Consider the following 19,585-nt stretch of genomic DNA (forward strand, 5'->3'; position numbering starts at 1 on the left):
GGGTTGTGAGGAGATTCACGAGCGCTGGAACCCTCTCCGGTTTCGCGGCCCCTCGGACCGGGTCTACCGTGGCTGAATCAGCGCGCCCACCATGTGGACACCCTTGGGTGCCGCTTGGGGGAGCACAACCTCACTGATCCGGTGACGAGCCGAGCAACAGGCACCGGGCGAAAGGGACGGCCGAGCAATGACGATCGAGTCGACGGAACCCGCCAAGGCGGACAGCCCCAACACCGAGAGGGCGGGTGGCACCACGCACGCCCGCCTCCAGCAGTGGGTGGACGAGGTGGCCGCCCTGACCACCCCCGACCGCATCGAGTGGGTCACCGGCTCCGACGCCGAGTGGACGCGACTGACCGACAAGCTCGTCGAGGCCGGCACGTTCGTACGCCTCAACGAGGAGAAGAAGCCGAACTCCTTCTACGCCGCCTCCGACCCGACCGACGTGGCCCGGGTCGAGGACCGCACCTACATCTGCTCCGTCGAGGAGAAGGACGCCGGGCCCACCAACAACTGGATGGACCCGAACGAGATGAAGGCCATCATGCGCGACCTCTACAAGGGGTGCATGAAGGGCCGGACCATGTACGTCATCCCGTTCGTCATGGGCCACCTCAACGCCGAGAACCCGATGTTCGGCGTCGAGATCACCGACTCCGAGTACGTCGTGGTCTCGATGCGCGTGATGGCCCGCTGCGGCGTGAACGTGCTGCGCCGGATCGAGGAGCTCGGCGAGGCTGCCAACTACGTGCCGGCGCTGCACTCCCTGGGCGCCCCGCTCGAGCCCGGCCAGCAGGACGTGAAGTGGCCGTGCAGTGACACCAAGTACATCGTGCAGTTCCCCGAAGAGCGCACCATCTGGTCCTACGGCTCGGGCTACGGCGGCAACGCGCTCCTGGGGAAGAAGTGCTACTCGCTGCGCATCGCCTCGGTCATGGCGCGCGACGAGGGCTGGCTCGCCGAGCACATGCTCATCCTCAAGCTCACGTCCCCCGAGCAGCAGGTCTACTACGTCGCGGCAGCGTTCCCGAGCGCCTGCGGCAAGACCAACCTGGCCATGCTCAAGCCGACCATCCCCGGCTGGAAGGTCGAGACCCTCGGCGACGACATCGCCTGGATGCGCTTCGGTGAGGACGGCCGGCTGTATGCCGTGAACCCCGAGTTCGGGTTCTTCGGCGTCGCCCCGGGCACCAACGAGAAGACCAACCCCTACGCGATGGAAACCATCGCCAAGGGCAACTCGGTCTTCACCAACGTCGCGCTGACCGACGACGGCGACATCTGGTGGGAGGGCATGGAGAACACCCCGGCCCACGCCACCAGCTGGAAGGGCCAGGACTGGACGCCCGACTCGGAAGAGCTGTCCAGCCACCCGAACAGCCGCTACTGCACCCCGATCGAGCAGTGCCCGATCCTGGCGCCGGAGTACAACGACCCGCAGGGTGTGCCGATCTCGGCGATCTTCTTCGGTGGCCGCCGCGCCTCGACGATCCCGCTGGTCACCGAGTCGCGCGACTGGGTGCACGGCACGTTCATGGGCGCGACGCTCTCCTCGGAGACCACTGCCGCCGCGACCGGCCAGGTCGGCGTCGTGCGCCGCGACCCGATGGCCATGCTGCCCTTCATCGGCTACAACGCCGGTGACTACTTCCAGCACTGGATCAACGTGGGCAAGGACGCCGACGCCCACAAGCTGCCGAAGATCTTCTACGTGAACTGGTTCCGCCGCGACGCCGAGGGCAACTTCGTGTGGCCGGGCTTCGGCGAGAACAGCCGCGTGCTGAAGTGGGCCATCGAGCGCATCGAGGGCAAGGCTGCCGCCGTCGAGACCCCCATCGGCCACGTGCCGACCCCGGAGGCGCTCGACACCGACGGCCTCGACATGGACCCCGACGAGCTCGCCAAGGCGCTGCACGTCGACGTCGAGGAGTGGAAGGCCGAGATCCCGCAGATCGAGGAGTGGTTCGCCAAGTTCGGTGACAACCTGCCGACCCAGCTGCGGGTCGAGCTCGACGGCCTGAAGGGCCGCCTCGGCGTGGAGTGACGGGTATGCCGCGTGGGCGGCACACCTGTGGAGCGGCCCGGAACCTGTGGTTCCGGGCCGCTTCGCGTTCCCGCCGAGGTGGGGCCCAGCCCCGGCCAACGCCGGCGTGTCGCGTCGCCCAGGTCCATCTCGGCGATACTTCCCTCCATGGCGAGCAGCGGAGTGGTCTTCCCGGAGACAGGCGGCAAGCGCAGCACCTCGGCGCTCGGCCGAGCGGTCGTGCACGACGCCCTCGAGCCCGTCGACGCCGTCGGCGCGCAGGCCGCCGCCCGAGAGACCAACTGGCGCCAGGACTACCTGCACCACTTCCGCCGCCTCGTCGAGGCCGGGCTCATCTCGGACGACGCCGCGGTCACCATCGCCCGGGCGGGGCTGGACTGCCTCCACCAGCGGATGCGCGCCACCACGGCCGATGGGGAGGTCCCCGTCGGCGAGGTCTTCGCGCAGGCCCCGGTCGACCGCCCCCTCGAGACCGTGACCGTCCAGGGGAAGGCCCCCCGCTCCCGCGAGCTCAGCGTGCCGTTCCACGGTGAGCGCCTGCGGGGTGACGCCCTCCAGCGCCAGCTCGACGTCTGGACCGTCACCGGCGTGATGGAGCCCTCTGCCGCGGAGGCGGTGCGCGCGGTGCTCGCCAACCCCGACTGGCTCGAGCTGGCCGACCAGCGGGTCGTGGTGCTCGGTGCGGGCGCCGAGATGGGGCCCCTGCGGGCGCTGCTGTCGTGGGGCGCCGGCGTGGTGGGAGTCGACCTGCCGCGCCCCGAGCTGTGGCGGACCGTGCTGCAGGTGGCCCGCGACTCCGCCGGCACCCTGCAGGTGCCGGTGCACTTCGGCACCGGGGTGGGCGACGAACGGCTCGACGAGCGGGCGGGGGCTGACCTGGTGCACGACCTGCCCGCGATCGCCGACTGGCTCTCCGGCCTGGAGGGGCCGATCGTGCTGGGCAACTACGTGTATGCCGACGGCGCCACCAACGTGCGGGTGTCCGTCGCCGTCGACGCCCTGACCCGGGAGCTGCTCCGGCGGCGCGCCGAGGTGGGACTGGCCTTCCTCGCCACCCCGACCGACGTCTTCGCGGTGCCGGCCGAGGCGGTGGAGCAGTCGGTCCGGGGCTACCGGCGGCCCTCGCCCGCGATGCGGCTCGCTCGCCCCGCCCTGCGCACCCTCAGCGGGGGTCGGCTCCTGCGGCGCAACTACGCCCCCGGCTCGGACCCCGGCCTCAACGACAGTCTGGTCCCTCAGCAGGGGCCGAACTACGCGCTGGCCAAGCGGCTCCAGCGCTGGCGCGCCACCGTGGCCCGGCAGGACGGCGTCGGGGTCTCCCTGCGCGTCGCCCCTCCGACCCGCACCCGGTCCGTGGTCAAGAACCGGGCCCTCGCCGCAGCCTACGCGGGAGCCCACCGGTTCGGCATCGAGGTGTTCGAGCCGGCCACGAGCAACACGCTCATGGCCGCCCTGCTGGTGCACGACCTCCGCTCCGGCCGCACGCCCGACCCGACCCCCTGGCGGGAGGAGGCGTATGCCGCCGTGCACGGCGGGCTCTGGCGCACGGCATACGACCCGCGCAGCGCGCTGGGCCTGGCCGTGGTGCTCGGACTCGGCGCGGCGCGCACCTGAGCGCCTGGGCTCGGCCCCCCTCAGAACTGGAGGAGCGTGAAGGCCCCCGCGTCGTCCTCGAAGTGGACGACCCCGGTCCAGTCCCAGTCGTCCACGCTGCCGTGGCAGACCGTCACCTCGCCCTGGGCGACAGCAGCCGACTCCGGGCAGGTGACCTCCTGCACGGCGCTGCCGTCGTCCTCCATCAGCGACGTGAGCTCACGTTCCAGGGCCTCGTCCGAGGTCTGGCTGTTGACCGGCAGGACCTCGCCCTGGAGCACCCAGGACGGACCCAGCTCGGGACCCAGCACCATGGCCACCACAAGGCCGAGCACGCCGAGCAGCGACAGCCCCGCCATGACGACCGCCGCCACGGCCAACCCGTTGCGCTGCGCCGGCTGGTACATCGGCTGTGCGGGCCAGGACGCAGGCCCCGACGGGTGGGCGGCGTGGCCGGCCGCGTACGGCGAGTAGGCCGGGGTGGTCCCGCCGGGCGGGGTGAAGGCTGTGGACACGGTCGTCGGCTCCCTGGGTCTGGCTCTGCCGCCCACTGTGACAGAGCACGGAGGCAGAGGTGGGGCAAACAGGCCCAAACCGCGTCCATGCCCCGGGCACCCCCGGGCTCCGGCCAGCCGGGGGTTACGTACCGCCGGCCGGCCGGGCGTCTGGGGTGGGACGCCTCAGCGCCGGTGCCGCTCAGCCGTCCTGCGCCACCTTCACGGCGAGCACCGAGCACGGCGCGTCGAGCAGGAGGTGCTGGGCGGTGCTGCCCAGGAACAGCTTCCCGACCGGCGAACGGCGTCGCAGGCCGATGACCAGCAGGTCGGCATCGCGTTCGGCGACGACGCGCAGGATCTCCTCCGCGGCGGTCCCGCCCGTCGTCGGTTGCAGCACCTCGTGCTCCAGCCCGCTCTCGGTGAGCTCCTTGCGGATCGCGTCGAGGTCCTTGGGCTTGGCGAAGCTCGGTTTGGCGAAGTTGCCGGCCTCGCCGGTGTTGACGACGACCAGGGCCTCGCCGCGCAGCACCGCCTCGTCCTTGGCGCGCTCGAAGGCGGCGATCCCCTCGGGGGAGGGGATGTAGCCGACGACGATGGCCCGGCTCATCCTGCCTCCTCCGGGGCGAGCCGCTTGGCGCCCGTCATGATCGCGACGCCCTCGCCCATGTCATGGGTCTGCGGGGTGATGACGCCCGCGCGCCCTCCGAGCCGCTGGATGTGGATGCGGTCGGCGACCTCCCAGACGTGGGGCATGTTGTGGCTGATGAGGATGATCGACAGCCCCTTGTCGCGCAGCTGCTTGATCATGTCGAGCACCATGCCCGACTCCTTCACACCGAGGGCGGCGGTGGGCTCGTCGAGGATGACGACCTTGCTGCCGAACGCCGCGGCCCGGGCGACCGCGACGGCCTGGCGCTGACCACCCGAGAGCGTCTCGACGGCCTGACCCATGTTCTGGATGGTCTGGATGCCGAGGTCCTGCACCGACTGGCCGGCACGCTTCTCCATGCCCTTCTTGTCGAGCATGCGGAACACCGAGCCGAGGACACCCCTGCGACGCTCCTCGCGGGCGAGGTAGAGGTTGCTCGCGATGTCGAGGGCCGGGATCACCGCCAGCTGCTGGTAGACGGTCTCGATGCCGGCCTCGCGGGAGTCCTGGGGCCGCTTGAAGTGGACCTGCCTCCCGTTCAGCGTGATCTCACCGGAGTCGGGCGTGTAGGCGCCGGTCAGGCACTTGATGAGGGTCGACTTGCCGGCCCCGTTGTCGCCGATGACCGCGAGCACCTCGCCCGGGTAGAGGTCGAGGTCGACGCCGTCGAGCCCGACGACACGGCCGAAGGTGATGACCAGCTTGCGCGCCGAGAGCACCGGCTCCTGGCTGTAGATGCTCTCCTTGCCTGCGGGGACACCACCGTGGGCGACCTCGAGCGTGGGGGTGCTCATGACCTCACCTTCCTGATCCACTGGTCGATGGCGACGGCCACGATGACGAGGACGCCGGTGGCCAGGACCCGCCACTGCTGGTTCACGCCGAGCTGCGACAGGCCGAACGCGAAGGTCTGCACGATCAGCGCTCCGATGAGGGTGCCGATGAGCCGGCCGCGGCCACCGAAGAGGCTGGTGCCACCGATGACCACGGCGGTGATGCTGGCCAGGTTGGCGTCGGGCGCCGCGTTGGGCGTCGCCGCGCCCGCCCGGCCGATGAGGACCCACGCGGCTAGGCCGTAGGTGAGTCCGGCGAGGGTGTAGACGGCCAGCAGCACGCGCTTGCTCGGCACGCCCGAGAGGCGGGCCGACTCGACGTCGTCGCCGACCGCGTACACGTAGCGCCCCCACGCCGTCTGCGAGAGCACGAACCCCACGACGGCATACATCACCCCCACGACGACGATGCCCCAGGTCAACCGGACCCCGCCTATCGAGAAGCCCTCACCGAGCAGGTTCAGGATGTCCGGCAGCCGGTCGGCCTGGATGCTCGAGCCGCCCGAGTAGAGCAGGGCGATCGCCGTGAAGATGCTGAGCGTGCCCAGGGTGACGATGAAGGGCGGCAGGTTGATGCGGGTGACCAGCAGGCCGTTGAGCAGGCCCGCGCCGGTGGCGAGCACCACGCCGATGAGGAGCGCGAGCACGCCCGGCATGCCGTCGTCGCGGGCGAGGGTGGCCATCACCATCATCGACAGCACCATGATCGCCCCGACCGACAGGTCGATGCCCGCGGTGAGGATGACGAGCGTCTGGCCCACCGCGAGGGCTGCGACGACCGCCGTCTGCTGGAGCAGGATGCCCATCGAGTTGGCGGTGAGGAACGTCGGGGTCGCGATGAAGAACGCCACGAAGGTGCCGAGGAGCAGGAAGAGGGGACTCAGCCACGGCTTGCCGTGCAGCTGGTGCTGCACCCGCTCCATCGGGGAGTGCTGCCGCCGAGCGAACTCGGCAGCCGCAGAGGAGGTGGTTGTGGTGGCCATCGGACTCACTTGCCCCAGCAGATCTCGGCGCCCTTGGCCGAGTCGATGCTCTCCACACCCTCGACCGGCTTGTCGGTCACCAGCGCGACACCCGTGTTCTTGAAGTCCAGGCCGGGGTCGGGCGTCGGCTTCTCGCCGCCGCGGGCGACCTTCGCGATCGCCTCCATGCCCATCGTGGCCATCTTCAGCGGGTACTGCTGCGCGGTGGCACCGATCACCCCGTTCTTCACCTGGGCGACACCGGCGCAGCCGCCGTCGACCGACACGATCGTGGCCGTCGTGCCCGCCGCCTTGAGCGCCGCGTTGGCGCCGACGGCGGTCGGCTCGTTGATCGTGTAGACGAGGTTGATGTTCGGGTTCTTGGCGAGGCACTTCTCCATCGCGGTGCGGCCCCCGTCCTCGGCGCCGTTGCCGGCCTCGTTGCAGACGATGGTGTAGTCGCCGCCCTTGCCGCCGGTGTACTTGCCGGTCTTGGCCTCGTCGCCGTTCTTCTTGGGGTCGTTCAGCGGGATGCCCATGCCCTCGAGGAAGCCCTGGTCGCGGTTGTAGTCGACCGAGACGATCTTGTCGTTGAAGAGGTCGAGCAGGGCGATGACGGCCGGCTTGCCGTCGAGGGTGGCCGCCGCCCACTGGCCGTCGAGCTTGCCCGCCTCGCGGTTGTCGGTGGCGAAGGTGATGTCGACGGTGTTGGCCGGGTCCGGCGGCGTGTCGAGGGCGATGACGTAGAGGCCGGCCTCGCGCGCCTTCTTGATGGCGGCGTTGACGCCGGTGCTCATCGGGGTGATGAGGATGCCCTTGTCACCGCGGGCGATGGCGTCCTCGATCGCCGTGATCTGGCCCTGGTCGTCGCCCTCCTGCTTGCCCGAGGCGACGGTCAGCTTGACGTTGTTCTTCGCCGCGTCGGCCTTGGCACCCTCCTGCATCGCGACGAAGAACGGGTTGGTCGAGTCCTTGGTGATGAGGACGACGCCGACGGCTGCCTCGCCCCCGCCGCCCGTGTCGGTGGACGATCCGCGGTTGCAGGCGGCCAGCGAGAACGCCGCGGCGGTCGCGGTGAACACCGCGACCCCGGACCGCAGGGAGGGATGCCCAGCTCGACGGGCACTGGGGGTGGTCACTCGGTGGAACATCGCAGGCTCCCCTTTCGCGGCTTCTCTGCCGATCGGTGACAACGTTGTCAGATCTCTTGTATAGAACCCTCTTGGCACCACGTCAAGAGTCCTGTACAAATCGAGACGTGAATCTGACATCGTTGTCATCGGGGCAGTCCCGGCGCCCCCGGGCCACCATGCGCGACGTGGCGGCCCTCGCCGGGGTCAGCCTGAAGACGGTGTCACGGGTCGTCAACGACGAGAGCGGCGTCTCGCCCGAGGTGCGCACCCGCGTCGAACGAGCGATCAGCCAGCTGGGCTACCAGCACAACTTGGCCGCCAGCAACCTGCGCCGCAGCAACGCCCGCACCGGCACCGTCGGCATCCTGCTGCAGGACGTGAGCAACAGCTTCTCGGCCAGCCTGCTGCGGGCGCTGGAGGACACCGCCCGCGAGCGGGACGTCGCAGTGCTGACGGCGAGCCTCGACGAGGAGCCCGCCCGCGAGCGCATGCTGGTGGCCAGCCTGGTGCGTCGACGCGTGGACGGCCTGGTCGTCATGCCGGCGACCGAGCGGCAGGACTACCTGGCCGACGAGCTGCGCAGCGGCCTACCGGTGGTGTTCGTCGACCGCGCGCCCCGCGGAGTCGACGCCGACTCGGTCACCGTGGACAACCGCGCCGGCGCCATGGCCGCGACGGAGCACCTCATCCGGCACGGCCACCGCCGCATCGGCTTCCTCGGCGACCTGTCCCGCATCGAGACAGCGGTCGCCCGTCGCGAGGGCTACGCGAAGGCCCTGGCCGACGCGGGGATCGCGCTCGACCCCCGGCTCACGGTCTCCGACCTGCGCTCCTCCGAAGCGGCCTACGAGGCGGCACTGAGGCTGCTCGACCTCGAGGAACCGCCCACCGCCATCTTCGCCGCCCGCAACTCCCTCGCCATCGGCGCGGTCACCGCACTGCGCTCACGCGGGCTGACCCGCTCGGTGGCGCTCGTGGGCTTCGACGACTTCCCCCTGGCCGACCTCCTCGAGCCCGGCCTGACGGTGGTCCGCCAGAACGTCCGCCGTATCGGCACCGAAGTGGCGGAGATGCTGTTCAGCCGCCTCGACGGTGACCAGCAGCCACCGCGTCACGTGGTCGTCGAACCGACGCTGGTCGTGCGCGGGTCGGGCGAGATCAGGCCCTGACCCGGTGGGTGAGGAGGCGCTGCCACGCCGGCGGCCGCAGGATGCCGGTCACCGTCGGGGCCGCCACAGACCGCTCACAGGGTGCGCACAGGGAAATCACCCTGCCCTCCCAGACGGCTGGGGTTCTCTGGTCCCATGAGCACGCAGCAGCCCGCGGCCGCCCCCGCCAGTATCCAGCGCCCTGACGGGTCACCCGTCCGCGTCCTCGTCGTCGACGACGAGCACAACCTCACAGAGCTCCTCGCCATGGCGCTGCGCTACGAGGGCTGGGAGGTCCGGACCGCGGGCAACGGCGTCGCTGCCGTGCGGGCCGCCCGCGAGTTCGAACCCGACGCCGTGGCGCTCGACATGATGCTGCCCGACTTCGACGGCCTCGAGGTGCTGCGCCGCATGCGGGCCAACAACCCCGACGTCCCCGTCCTCTTCCTGACGGCGAAGGACGCGGTCGAGGACCGGGTCGCCGGGCTGACTGCCGGGGGCGACGACTACGTCACCAAGCCGTTCAGCCTCGAGGAGGTCGTGGCCCGGCTGCGCGCGCTCATGAGGCGCACCGCCGTCATCGCCCAGGAGTCGTCGTCGGTGCTCGTGGTCGGCGACCTCACCCTCGACGAGGACAGCCACGAGGTGACCCGTGCGGGTGAGCAGGTCCAGCTGACGGCAACGGAGTTCGAGCTCCTTCGCTACCTCATGCGCAACCCCAGGCGGGTGCTCTCCAAGGCGCAGATCCTCGACCGGGTCTGGAACTACGACTTCGGCGGGCAGGCCAACGTCGTCGAGCTCTACATCTCCTACCTGCGCAAGAAGATCGACGCGGGACGAGCCCCGATGATCCACACCCTGCGTGGGGTCGGCTACGTCCTCAAGCCGGCGCCGTGAGACCCCCCGGGCTGCTTCGTCCCTCACGGTGGCGGCTGAGTACGAAGCTGGTCGCCTGCATGGTGGCCCTCTTCGTCGCGGTCTCGCTCGCCACCGCCAGCCTGACCGTCGTGCTGCTGCAGCACTTCCTGATGTCACAGCTCGACGAGGACGTCAGGGCCTCGGCCATGCGCGTCGACGGCCGGCCACACCCGGACGGCGACCTGGCGGAGCGCCGGCCCGGCGGTGGTGAGTCCTTCCTGACCCTCGTGCTCGGCGGCGGCGACGTGTACGACAACTACGTGGCCCTGCGCAGCGAGGTCACCGAGCTGACGGACGCCCAGGTGCAGCGGGTCCGGGATGCCCAGCTGGGCCCGAGCCCCCAGACGGTCGCCCTGGGTGGTGACCTCGGCGACTACCGGCTGGTGGCGTCACGCGGCCGGGACGGCCTCACCGTCGTGACCGGACAGCCCCTCTCCGAGGTCACCGACACCGTGGCCCAGCTGGTGACGGTGGTCGTCGGCGGCACCATCACCGGCCTGGTGGCCGTCGGAGCAGGCGGCGTCTGGCTGGTGCGGCGCAACCTCGCTCCGCTGCAGCGCGTCGCGCACACCGCCACACGGGTCTCCCGCCTCAAGCTCGACTCGGGCGACGTGGCCCTACCCGAACGGGTGCCCGAGGGTGACACCGACCCCCGCACCGAGGTCGGCCAGGTCGGGCTGGCGCTGAACAAGATGCTCGACAACGTCGACAGCGCCCTGCAGGCCCGCCACGAGAGCGAGACGCGCGTTCGCCAGTTCGTGGCCGACGCCTCGCACGAGCTGCGCACGCCGCTCGCGTCGATCCGAGGGTATGCCGAGCTGTCCCGTCGCGAGCCGGAGCCCGTCCCGCCCACGGTCACCCACGCCCTCGCTCGGGTCGAGTCCGAGGCTGTGCGGATGTCGGCGCTTGTGGAGGACCTGCTCCTGCTGGCGCGGCTGGACGCCGGTCGTCCCTTGGGGCGTGACCCGGTGGACCTCACCATGCTGGCCGTCGACGCCGTCTCCGACGCGAGGGCCGCTGCGCCCGACCGTCACTGGCGTCTGGACCTGCCCGAGAAACCTGTGGAGGTTACCGGTGACGCCCACCGGCTGCACCAGGTCGTCGCCAACCTGCTGGCGAACGCCCGCATCCACACCCCGGTCGGCACCACCGTCACGACCACGGTCCGCCGCCAGGACGGCCACGTGCGCATCGCCGTGCACGACGACGGCCCCGGGGTGCCGGCACCACTGCAGGCCAACGTGTTCGAGCGTTTCACCCGCGCCGACGACTCGCGCTACCGGGGCGCGAACGGCACCAGGCACGGCAACGGCAGCACCGGTCTGGGCCTGAGCATCGTCGCGGCCGTCACGCAGGCCCACGGCGGCCGGGTCGAGCTAGACAGCCACCCCGGCGACACGACCTTCGCGGTCACGCTCCCCGCCTGACGGGGCCGACTCGGGCACCCACCAGGCTGCGACGCCTGCCACCACGAGAGCTGCACCGGAGAGCAGGCCCGACCACGGTGGCGTGTCGTGCGAGGTGTAGGTCATCGACATGAGGACGTACTCCACGAGCGGGGATGTCAGGAGCAGGGCCACGACGAGCGCCACCAGACTGGTCAGCTGCCGGCGGCTGGCGGCCCTGCCGATGACGAACGGCACCGTGAAGGCAAGGGCGACCGGCAGCAGGAGCGCCCACAGCAGCACCGCCGGCACCGGCGCGGGGACGTCCTCCACCGGCCGCCCAGCGCGACCGGAGAGATAGGTCGCAACCCCCACGGGGAACAGGACGGCTGCTTGGAGCACCAGACCCACCGCCACCACGCCCCGCACAGATCGACTGGCCAGTGCGGGCACCACCAACAGCAGTCCCCACGCGGCCAGCAGGCAACCCAGCCCCGCAACGAGGGCCGCTGACTCGACGGGCACCCACGGTTCCGTGGGCAACAGGTAGTCGGCCTCGTGGTCCTGCCGGCGGAGACAGGCCATCGACTCGTACTGGCCGAGCCGACACTCCGGCCACCAGCGCTGCACAGCCGCCCACAACCAGGCCACACCGGCTGCCACCACCAGCACCGCCCCCAACCGGGCGGCATACCCGGGCCACCGTGTCCGACTCATCCCCCGCTCCTCCCCCTCTGCCCGGACGGTAGCCCGGCAGGGTCGGCCGCGGCTCCGCCACCTGCATGACCGGACGCTTTGACAGGAGGTCAGCGCACGTCGGGAGCCCCACGGGCCATGACGTAGGCCGTGCGCGGCCGAAACACCACCCGCATGTGCCATTCCCGGTGGTCACGCCCGGTGCTCCAATGATGACGACGGACAGCGGTTGGGGCGGCCGTCCATACGGTCGCGACGGCATCGAGGGGTGGTCCGCGAGTGGCGCGGCGCCGCACCGCGGTAGGGGGTGCGGCGATGGAGCGGGTGGCAACGGACGGGAAGTTCCTGCGCGTCGGCACCTCGCCCTTCCGGGTCAAGGGCACCACGTACGGGACGTTCCTGCCGCGCGGCGACGGCCTCCGCTTCCCCGAGCAGCCACAGATCGAGCGTGACCTCATCGCGATGGCGGAGTGCGGGTTCACCACGGTGCGCGTGTACGACCTGCCACCGCCAGAGCTGCTGGACGGCGCGCGGGCGCTGGGGATGCGCGTCCTGGTCGGCCTGGGCTACCCCGACTGGCGCATGCACGCCGGCGGCTCCGCGCGCGTCCACCGCCTGGTTCGTGCGGCAGGGCGAGCCTGCGTCGACGAGGCGCTGGCAGCACTGGCCGGTCGCCCGGAGGTGCTCGCCGTCTCGGTCGGGAACGAGGTGCCCTCGGACGTCACGCGCCTCTACGGCCGCGCGGCCATCGAGGACGCCCTCTCGGAGCTGGTCGCGCTCGTGCACGAGGGCGACCCGGAGATGCTTGCGACGTACACGGGGTATCCCACCGCCGAGTTCCTCCGGGTCGAGGGCCAGGACCTGGTGACCTTCAACGTGTTCCTCGAGCGGGCCGACCAGCTTGCTCCGTACCTGCGCCACCTCCAGCGCGTCACGGCCGACCGTCCCCTGGTGCTCACCGAGGTGGGGCTGGCGGCCGAGCTGCACGGGGAGGAGGAGCAGGCCCGGTCCCTGGGAATGCAGCTCGGACTTGTCGACGAGTGCGGGTGCGCCGGCGCCACGATCTTCTCGTGGACCGACGAGTGGGCCACATCTGCCGGCCCCGTTGAGGGCTGGGGTTTCGGCCTCACGCGCGCGGACCGCAGTCCGCGTCCGGCGCTTGCGGTGGCCTCCCAGTGGGCCGGCCGGACGGTCCGCGACCTGCGCCCGTCCTGGCCACCCGTCACCGCCGTCGTGTGCGCCTACAACGAGGAGCGGCGCATCGGCGGCTGCTTGGACTCGCTGTCAGGGGTGGACTACCCGGCGCTGCAGGTCGTCGTGTGCGATGACGGGTCGACCGACACGACGCTCGAGCTGGCCAGGCGAAGCCCGTTCGAGGTGCTCGCCCTGCCGCACGGCGGGCTGAGCGCAGCGAGGAACGCGGGCCTTGCCGCCGCGACCGGCGACATCGTGGCCTACCTCGATGCGGATGCCGCCTGTCATCCGGAATGGCCCTACCACCTCGCCTTGGCCTTCGAGGACCCACGTGTCGTTGTGGCGGGCGGGCCGAACCTCCCCTTCCGCGAGAGCGGACTCGTGGAGCGGGCTGTGGCGCAGTCCCCGGGCGGCCCGGTCGAGGTGCTGATCGGAGACGACCGCGCCGAGCACGTCCCCGGCTGCAACCTGGCCGTGCGGCGGTCGGCACTGCAGGAGATCGGCGGGTTCGACCCTGCCTACACCACGGCAGGAGATGACGTGGACGTGTGCTGGCGACTCCTCGACCTCGGCGGGCAGGTGGCCTTCAGCCCTGCCGCCCAGGTGCGCCACCACCGACGAGACACCGTGCGCGGCTACCTGCGGCAGCAACGAGGCTACGGGCGGGCGGAGCGAATGCTCGCCGGGCAGCACCGGCACCGCTTCAACAGGTGGGGCGCAGCCAAGTGGTCCGGGTTCGTGTACGGCGGGCCGCGGATCCTGCCGCGCATCCTCAAACCCGTCGTCTACCACGGGCCCATGGGGCTGGCGCCCTACCAGACCGAGATCCGCGACCGGGCTGCGCCCGTGGTCATGTGGGCCAGTGCGGTGATCCCGCTCCTCGTCCTCCTCGCCGTCCTCGCCCTGCCCTTCGCGGTGGTCGTGCCGGCGGCGCTTCTGGTGCCGGCCGGGGTGGGCCTGGCCCTCGCGGCATACCTCGTGGTCGTTGCCGCAGCCACGCCGGCCACACCCGGTGAGAGCGGGCCGTGGCGGTTGCGGGTGCTTGTCGGCGCCCTGCACGTCCTCCAGCCACTGGCGCGCACGTGGGGCCGGCTCACCGGACGCCCGCTGCCGTCGCGAGTGAGTCCGAGCCGCCCATGGTCGGGCAGCCGGGAGAGGTGGCTGGCCGCCCTCGACCAGGATCTGTCGGCCCACTGGTGCGGGGTCCGGCGAGGCTCGCCGCGGGCCAGCTGGGACATCGAGATCGGCGTGGGCCCCGTCCTGCGCTGCCGCCTCAACCTGGCGGTCCTGTGGGAGTGGGACCCGGTCACGCGCAGGACCTGGTCGGTCAGCCGGCTCGGGGTGGGCCTGCTCGTGGCGGCGCTGGCGCTGACCACGTCGTCGCCGCTGGCTGGAGCCGTGGTGGTCGGCGCGGTGCTGGTGTCGGCGGCGCTCGAGGCGATGGTCCTCACACGCCTGTCGAGCGGTGCGGTCGCCCGCACCACGCGATCGGTGCGGGACACCGGATGAGCGGCCACCGTGGGTCAGACGACGCCAGGGTCTCCGATCGACGGAGCCGGCTCTTCTGGCGCCTGACGTCCGAGCTCCGGCCCTACAGGGGTTCGGTGCTGGTCATCTTCGTGGTCGACCTGCTCGCCACGCCGCTGATGCTGCTCGCCCCGGTGCCCATCATGATCGCCGTCGACAGCGTGCTGGGCGGCAAGCCGCTGCCGCCCTACCTCGACGCGCTGCTGCCCGACGCGGTCGCCGAGACGAGCACCCGGCTCCTGCTGACGGCAGCGGTCATGCAGGTGGTGGTCGTGGCGCTGGCCCAGCTGCAGCAGATGGGTAGCTACGTCCTGCGGGTCAGGACTGGCGAGCGGATGACCCTGGACCTGCGGGAGCGGCTGTTCGCCCATGCGCAGCGGCTCTCCCTCCGGCGGCACGACGCCCGTGGCTCCACCGACTCGGTGTACCGGATCCAGAACGACGCGGCCGAGCTGCAGAAGGTGACGGTCGACGGAGTCCTGACCACGGCGACGTCCGCGATCGCCCTCTGCACCACGGTCGTCGTGATCGCGCGGCTGGACTGGCAGCTGGCGGTCGTGAGTCTCCTCGTCTCGCCGCTGCTCGTCCTCTTCACCCGGCGGTACCGCCTCCAGGTGCGCCCGCGGTATCGCGACGTCAAGGGGATCGAGACGGGCGCCATGCGGGTCGTCCAGGAAGCGCTCGGCGCCCTGCGGGTGGTCAAGGCGTTCGGCCAGGAGGACGGCGAGCGAGACCGCTTCAGCCAGCGCTCGAGCACCGGGGTCCACGCGCGGGTCCGGCTCGCGGTCACGGAGGGGGTCTTCGGGCTGCTGGTGAACGTCGTGACCGCGGTGGGCACCGCGACGGTGCTGTTCATCGGCGTCCGCCATGTCCAGCAGGGCGTGCTGACCCTCGGCGAGCTCCTCATGGTCATCGCCTACCTCTCCCAGCTCTACGGCCCGCTCAAGACCATCAGCAAGAAGGCAGCCACCCTGCAGTCCTCGCTGGCCAGCGCGGAACGCGTCTTCGAGTTCCTGGACGAGCCCCACGACGTCCCGCAGAGGCCGGATGCCGTCCCGCTCGTCCGCGCCCTCGGGAACGTGGAGTTCCGTAACGTGTCGATGCGCTACGGCCGTGGCCCCGAGGTGCTGCACGACCTGTCCTTCCATGTGGAGAGGGACACGACGGTCGGCATCTTCGGCGCCACCGGGGCCGGAAAGACGACGCTGGTCAGCCTCCTGGTCCGCTTCTACGACCCGACCGCCGGGGCGGTGCTGCTGGATGGCATCGACGTGCGCGAGTACCGGCTGGACGACCTGCGCCGGCAGGTGGCGTTCGTCCTCCAGGACCCGGTGCTGTTCTCGACGAGCATCGCCGAGAACATCCGTTACGCGCGGCCGGACGCCTCGCTCGAGGATGTCGTCGCCGCCGCGGAGCAGGCTGACGCGCACCTGTTCATCACGGACCTTCCTGACGGCTACGACACCCTGGTGGGCGAGCGGGGAATGAGGCTCTCGGGCGGCGAGCGCCAACGGATCTCGCTCGCGCGCGCCTTCCTCAAGGACGGCCGGGTCCTGGTCCTGGACGAGCCGACGAGCTCGGTCGACGTCGCGACAGAGGCCAAGATCCTCGCGGCGATGGAACGGCTGTCCCGCGGCCGGACGACGTTCCTGATCGCGCACCGGGCCTCGACGCTCTCGAGGTGTGACCTGTGGCTCGAGCTGCGGGGTGGCCGGCTGGTCGAGGTGGGCCGTCCCCACCAGACGGGCTACGAGCGGCTGGGGGGCATCCCATGAGCACCGACGTGGAGCCGAGCGGCGTCGAGGTCCTGCACGCGGACCAGCTGGCGTTGCTGTCGGAACCGCTGCGGACCCTCGCCGCCGACGGGGTCGGCGAAGTGGTGGTCACCTCCGCCACGTGTCTGCGGGAGGGCGTGCACCGACTCCAGCTGGTGGGGGCGACGCGCTCCAGCGTCGTCGTGAAGCGGCTTCGCGCCCGGAGAGCCCAGCTGGAACGACGCGTGACGGGCCGGTGGCTGCCGGCGGTGGGGATGGGGTCACTGGGGCCACCCAGGCTCGCGACGATCGGTGAGGCCGATGGGCGGCACGTGTGGCACGTGTACGACGACCTCGGCGTCCGTGGCCTCGACCGCGACGACGTGGACTCCTCGTGCCTGGAGGCGGCCATGGACACGCTCGCAGAGCTCCACGCCTCGTTCGCCGGGCACGGCCTGCTGCCCGAGCCGAGGTTCGCGGCCGGTGACCTCGGGGCGTACTTCTACGCCAACAGCGTGCGGGACGCCGCGCGCTGCGTGGACCTGCTGCGCCGGTCCGCGGTCCAGGCGTCCGCTGAGGACGCGTCGGTGCGGGATGCCGTCCAGGCCCACCTGTCCGACCTGCTCCGGGACGAGCCCCGACGCCTCCGTCTCCTGCAGGAACAGTCGGGTCCCGAGACGCTCGTCCACGGTGACCTCACCCGGGCCAACGTCTTCGTCCTGACCGGTCCCGAGGGCCTCCACGTCCGGCTCATCGATTGGGATCACGTGGGGGTCGGCCCGGCCGGCTTCGACATCTCCACGCACGTCGCGTACTACCCTCCTGCCCAGCGCCGCCTCGTCCTCAGTCGTTACACGCAGGCGATGGCCGACAGGGGTTTTCCGTTCGCCGATGACCTCGACTGGGACCTTCTGGTGGCGACGTTCGAGGCGGGACGCCTGGCCAACCAGATCATCTGGGTGGCCCAGGGGATCCTGGAGGGCAACGGCTGGACCTTCCACGAGCTGGCCGCGTGGAGGGACGCCCTGACTGCTGTCGTGGACGGTGACGGAACCGCGCCGGCAGGGATGGCGGGGACGTGACCCGCGTCGTCCTGGCACCCTTCAAGGTTGCGCACTACGCCCGCGCCGCCGGGCACTTCTGGGTGTACGTGCAGTACGCCGATGCCCTGCGCCGCCTCGGCTGCGACGTGTGGTGGCTCGAGGAGCTCCCCCGTTCCCCGCAACCTCGACCGAGCGATCCGCGGGTGGCCACGCTGCTCGAGCGGCTGCGGCCGTTCGGGCTGGCGGACCGAGCCATCGTCTACGAGGCGCCGGCCGGCGCAGCCGGAGCAGGTGACACACCGACGTACCTGACCATGCCCGCCGAGCGAGCCGAGCGCCTGCTGCGACACAGTGACCTGCTGCTCAGCTTCCACTACGAGATGGTGCCCGGCATGCTCACCCGGTTCCGCCGCACAGCCCTGGTCGACATCGACCCCGGACTGCTGCAGCTGTGGTGGACCAGCAACCTGCTGCGGGTCCAGCGTCACGACGTGTACTTCAGCATCGGCGAGAAGGTCGGCCCGGTCCCGGGCGACCCTGGCGCGGAGTGGGTGCACACCAGGCCGGCCGTGTCGCTCGACCTGTGGCCCTTCCGCTACGACCCTGACTGCCCTGCGGTCACCAGCATCTCGTCGTGGCAGAGCCGCAGCTACGTGCTGGTCAACGGCTCACTTGTCGACACCAACAAGCGGGTTGCCTACCTGGACTTCCTCGACCTCCCGCGCCGGGTCACCCGACCGATGGAAATCGCCACGGCTCTCGGTGCGGACGAGGAAGACGACCGTCGGCTGTTGCAGGACAACGGCTGGGTGGTGCGCGAGGCGGTCGGCGTCGCCGGGGACCCGCAGGCGTACCAGGCCTACATCCAGGGGTCGCGGGCGGAGTTCGGGTGCGCCAAGCCGGCCTACGTGATGCTGGGGAACGGCTGGTTCAGCGACCGCACGGCCTGCTACCTCGCGTCTGGCAAGCCCGCGGTCGTTCAGTACACCGGCCCCAGCGACTACCTTCCGAACGGTCTGGGCCTGATCAGGTTCACGAACCCCGAGGAGGCCGCCGCGGGGCTTGCCGAGGTCGACGCCCACTACGAACGGCACTGCCGGGCGGCCAGGGACCTGGCGGAGCACTGCTTCTCGGCACGGGAGGTCGTCAACCGGATGCTCAACCAGGCTCTTCGAGGGTGAGGTCGTCGGGGGATTCTTCCGGTGAGGGGGAGCGCTGGAGGGGCTTGCTGAACCAGTCGATCGTGCGCAGCAGCCCTTCCGCGAGGCCCACCCTGGGCTCCCAGCCCAGCAGTTGTCGAGCCACCGTGATGTCGGGCCGGCGGACCGCCGGGTCGTCAACCGGACGGGGCACGAACGTGATGACCGACCGTGAGTCGGTGAGCTCCCTGACGGTCGCGGCCAGCTCGAGCATCGTCAGCTCATGGGGGTTTCCGATGTTGACCGGACCGGAGTGGTCGGAGTGCAGCATCCGGACGATGCCGTCGATGAGGTCGTCGACGTAGCACAGTGAGCGGGTCTGGGAGCCGTCGCCGCTCACGGTCAGCGGGAGCCCGCGCAGCGCCTGGTCGATGAAGGTGGGGACGGCCCTGCCGTCATGGGGTCGCATCCGCGGCCCGTACGTGTTGAAGATCCGGACGATGCCCGTGTTCACTCCACGGCTGCCGCGGTAGGCGCCGGTCATCGCCTCGGCGAAGCGCTTGGCCTCGTCGTAGACCGCCCTCGGGCCGACCGGGTTGACGTTGCCCCAGTAGGTCTCGGGCTGGGGGTGCACCAGCGGGTCGCCGTAGGTCTCCGAGGTCGATGCCAGCACGAACCGGGCACCCTTCTCGGCCGCCAGCTCGAGGGCGTTGAGGGTCCCGGTGGAGCCAGCCTGCAGGGTCTGGACGGGGAAGCGGAGGTAGTCCACCGGAGAGGCCGGGGACGCGAGGTGGAGGACCGCGTCGATCGGCCCGGGCACGTGGAAGGGGTCGGTCACGTCCGCCTCTCGGAGGCGGAACCGCTGCTGCGCCAGCAGGTCGTGGACGTTGGCAGGCACCCCGGTGAGGAAGTTGTCGAGGCACAGCACCCACCAGCCGGCTTCGAGCAGGCGTTCGCACACGTGTGAACCCACGAAGCCCGCTCCGCCGGTGACCACGGCACGCTTTCGTCGCACGTCTCCCCCCAGCTTCCCCTGCTCACCCATTTCAGCGGAGGTGGCGACTCGGGGG

At 71.0% G+C, this 19,585-nt stretch carries 16 protein-coding genes; 9 read left to right on the plus strand and 7 right to left on the minus strand.

Annotation, left to right across the window (positions count from 1 at the left end):
* The first annotated feature begins 187 nt into the window (after positions 1-187).
* Both P2F65_RS07585 and P2F65_RS07590 read left to right on the plus strand, forming a co-directional pair.
* A complete protein-coding gene (locus tag P2F65_RS07585; protein WP_275805687.1) occupies positions 188-2,044 on the plus strand; it encodes a phosphoenolpyruvate carboxykinase (GTP) in 1,857 nt (618 codons plus the stop codon).
* Between the two features lie 147 nt (positions 2,045-2,191).
* Positions 2,192-3,658, plus strand: a complete 1,467-nt coding sequence (locus P2F65_RS07590; RefSeq protein WP_275805689.1) for a hypothetical protein — start codon at positions 2,192-2,194, stop codon at positions 3,656-3,658.
* A 20-nt stretch (positions 3,659-3,678) separates the two neighbouring features.
* On the opposite strand, the gene P2F65_RS07595 is transcribed toward P2F65_RS07590, so the two are convergent.
* The 5 genes from P2F65_RS07595 to P2F65_RS07615 form a co-directional block, all read right to left on the minus strand.
* On the minus strand, positions 3,679-4,152 hold the full coding sequence (locus tag P2F65_RS07595; protein WP_275805691.1) for a DUF4333 domain-containing protein: 474 nt from the start codon (positions 4,150-4,152) through the stop codon (positions 3,679-3,681).
* A gap of 181 nt (positions 4,153-4,333) precedes the next feature.
* On the minus strand, positions 4,334-4,741 hold the full coding sequence (locus tag P2F65_RS07600; protein ID WP_275805693.1) for a universal stress protein: 408 nt from the start codon (positions 4,739-4,741) through the stop codon (positions 4,334-4,336).
* A complete protein-coding gene (locus P2F65_RS07605) occupies positions 4,738-5,577 on the minus strand; it encodes an ATP-binding cassette domain-containing protein (RefSeq protein WP_275805695.1) in 840 nt (279 codons plus the stop codon). Before P2F65_RS07605 ends, P2F65_RS07600 begins: the two co-directional genes overlap by 4 nt.
* On the minus strand, positions 5,574-6,599 hold the full coding sequence (locus P2F65_RS07610; protein WP_275805697.1) for an ABC transporter permease: 1,026 nt from the start codon (positions 6,597-6,599) through the stop codon (positions 5,574-5,576). The genes P2F65_RS07605 and P2F65_RS07610 overlap by 4 nt, the downstream gene beginning before the upstream one ends.
* A gap of 5 nt (positions 6,600-6,604) precedes the next feature.
* A complete protein-coding gene (locus P2F65_RS07615) occupies positions 6,605-7,678 on the minus strand; it encodes a substrate-binding domain-containing protein (protein ID WP_275807332.1) in 1,074 nt (357 codons plus the stop codon).
* Between the two features lie 158 nt (positions 7,679-7,836).
* On the opposite strand from P2F65_RS07615, the gene P2F65_RS07620 reads away from it, so the two are divergent.
* The 3 genes from P2F65_RS07620 (at position 7,837) to P2F65_RS07630 (ending at position 11,204) form a co-directional block, all read left to right on the plus strand.
* Complete coding sequence (locus P2F65_RS07620; protein WP_345803679.1) at positions 7,837-8,880, plus strand: LacI family DNA-binding transcriptional regulator; 1,044 nt, start codon at positions 7,837-7,839, stop codon at positions 8,878-8,880.
* Positions 8,881-9,015: 135 nt separating this feature from the next.
* Positions 9,016-9,756: a response regulator transcription factor gene (locus P2F65_RS07625; RefSeq protein ID WP_275805699.1), complete on the plus strand. Its 741-nt coding sequence runs from the start codon at positions 9,016-9,018 to the stop codon at positions 9,754-9,756.
* Positions 9,757-9,815: 59 nt separating this feature from the next.
* Positions 9,816-11,204 carry a HAMP domain-containing sensor histidine kinase gene (locus P2F65_RS07630; protein ID WP_275805701.1) on the plus strand — a complete coding sequence of 463 codons (1,389 nt, stop codon included), beginning with the start codon at positions 9,816-9,818 and terminating at the stop codon, positions 11,202-11,204.
* On the opposite strand, the gene P2F65_RS07635 is transcribed toward P2F65_RS07630, so the two are convergent.
* Positions 11,154-11,879: a hypothetical protein gene (locus P2F65_RS07635; RefSeq protein WP_275805703.1), complete on the minus strand. Its 726-nt coding sequence runs from the start codon at positions 11,877-11,879 to the stop codon at positions 11,154-11,156. The genes P2F65_RS07630 and P2F65_RS07635 overlap by 51 nt on opposite strands.
* 294 nt (positions 11,880-12,173) lie before the next feature.
* On the opposite strand from P2F65_RS07635, the gene P2F65_RS07640 reads away from it, so the two are divergent.
* From P2F65_RS07640 to P2F65_RS07655, 4 genes are all read left to right on the plus strand, one after another.
* Positions 12,174-14,561, plus strand: a complete 2,388-nt coding sequence (locus P2F65_RS07640) for a glycosyltransferase family 2 protein (RefSeq protein WP_275805705.1) — start codon at positions 12,174-12,176, stop codon at positions 14,559-14,561.
* A gap of 95 nt (positions 14,562-14,656) precedes the next feature.
* A complete protein-coding gene (locus P2F65_RS07645; protein ID WP_275805707.1) occupies positions 14,657-16,354 on the plus strand; it encodes an ABC transporter ATP-binding protein in 1,698 nt (565 codons plus the stop codon).
* Positions 16,351-17,415 (plus strand): aminoglycoside phosphotransferase family protein, encoded by a 1,065-nt coding sequence (locus tag P2F65_RS07650; RefSeq protein WP_275805709.1) that lies wholly within the window; start codon positions 16,351-16,353, stop codon positions 17,413-17,415. Before P2F65_RS07645 ends, P2F65_RS07650 begins: the two co-directional genes overlap by 4 nt.
* Positions 17,412-18,557: a hypothetical protein gene (locus P2F65_RS07655; protein ID WP_275805711.1), complete on the plus strand. Its 1,146-nt coding sequence runs from the start codon at positions 17,412-17,414 to the stop codon at positions 18,555-18,557. Before P2F65_RS07650 ends, P2F65_RS07655 begins: the two co-directional genes overlap by 4 nt.
* Here P2F65_RS07655 and P2F65_RS07660 read toward each other — a convergent pair.
* Positions 18,535-19,560, minus strand: a complete 1,026-nt coding sequence (locus P2F65_RS07660) for a UDP-glucuronic acid decarboxylase family protein (RefSeq protein WP_275805713.1) — start codon at positions 19,558-19,560, stop codon at positions 18,535-18,537. The genes P2F65_RS07655 and P2F65_RS07660 overlap by 23 nt on opposite strands.
* Between the last annotated feature and the right edge of the window lie 25 nt (positions 19,561-19,585).

Source organism: Knoellia sp. p5-6-4 (genome assembly GCF_029222705.1).
GTDB lineage: Bacteria > Actinomycetota > Actinomycetes > Actinomycetales > Dermatophilaceae > Pedococcus_A.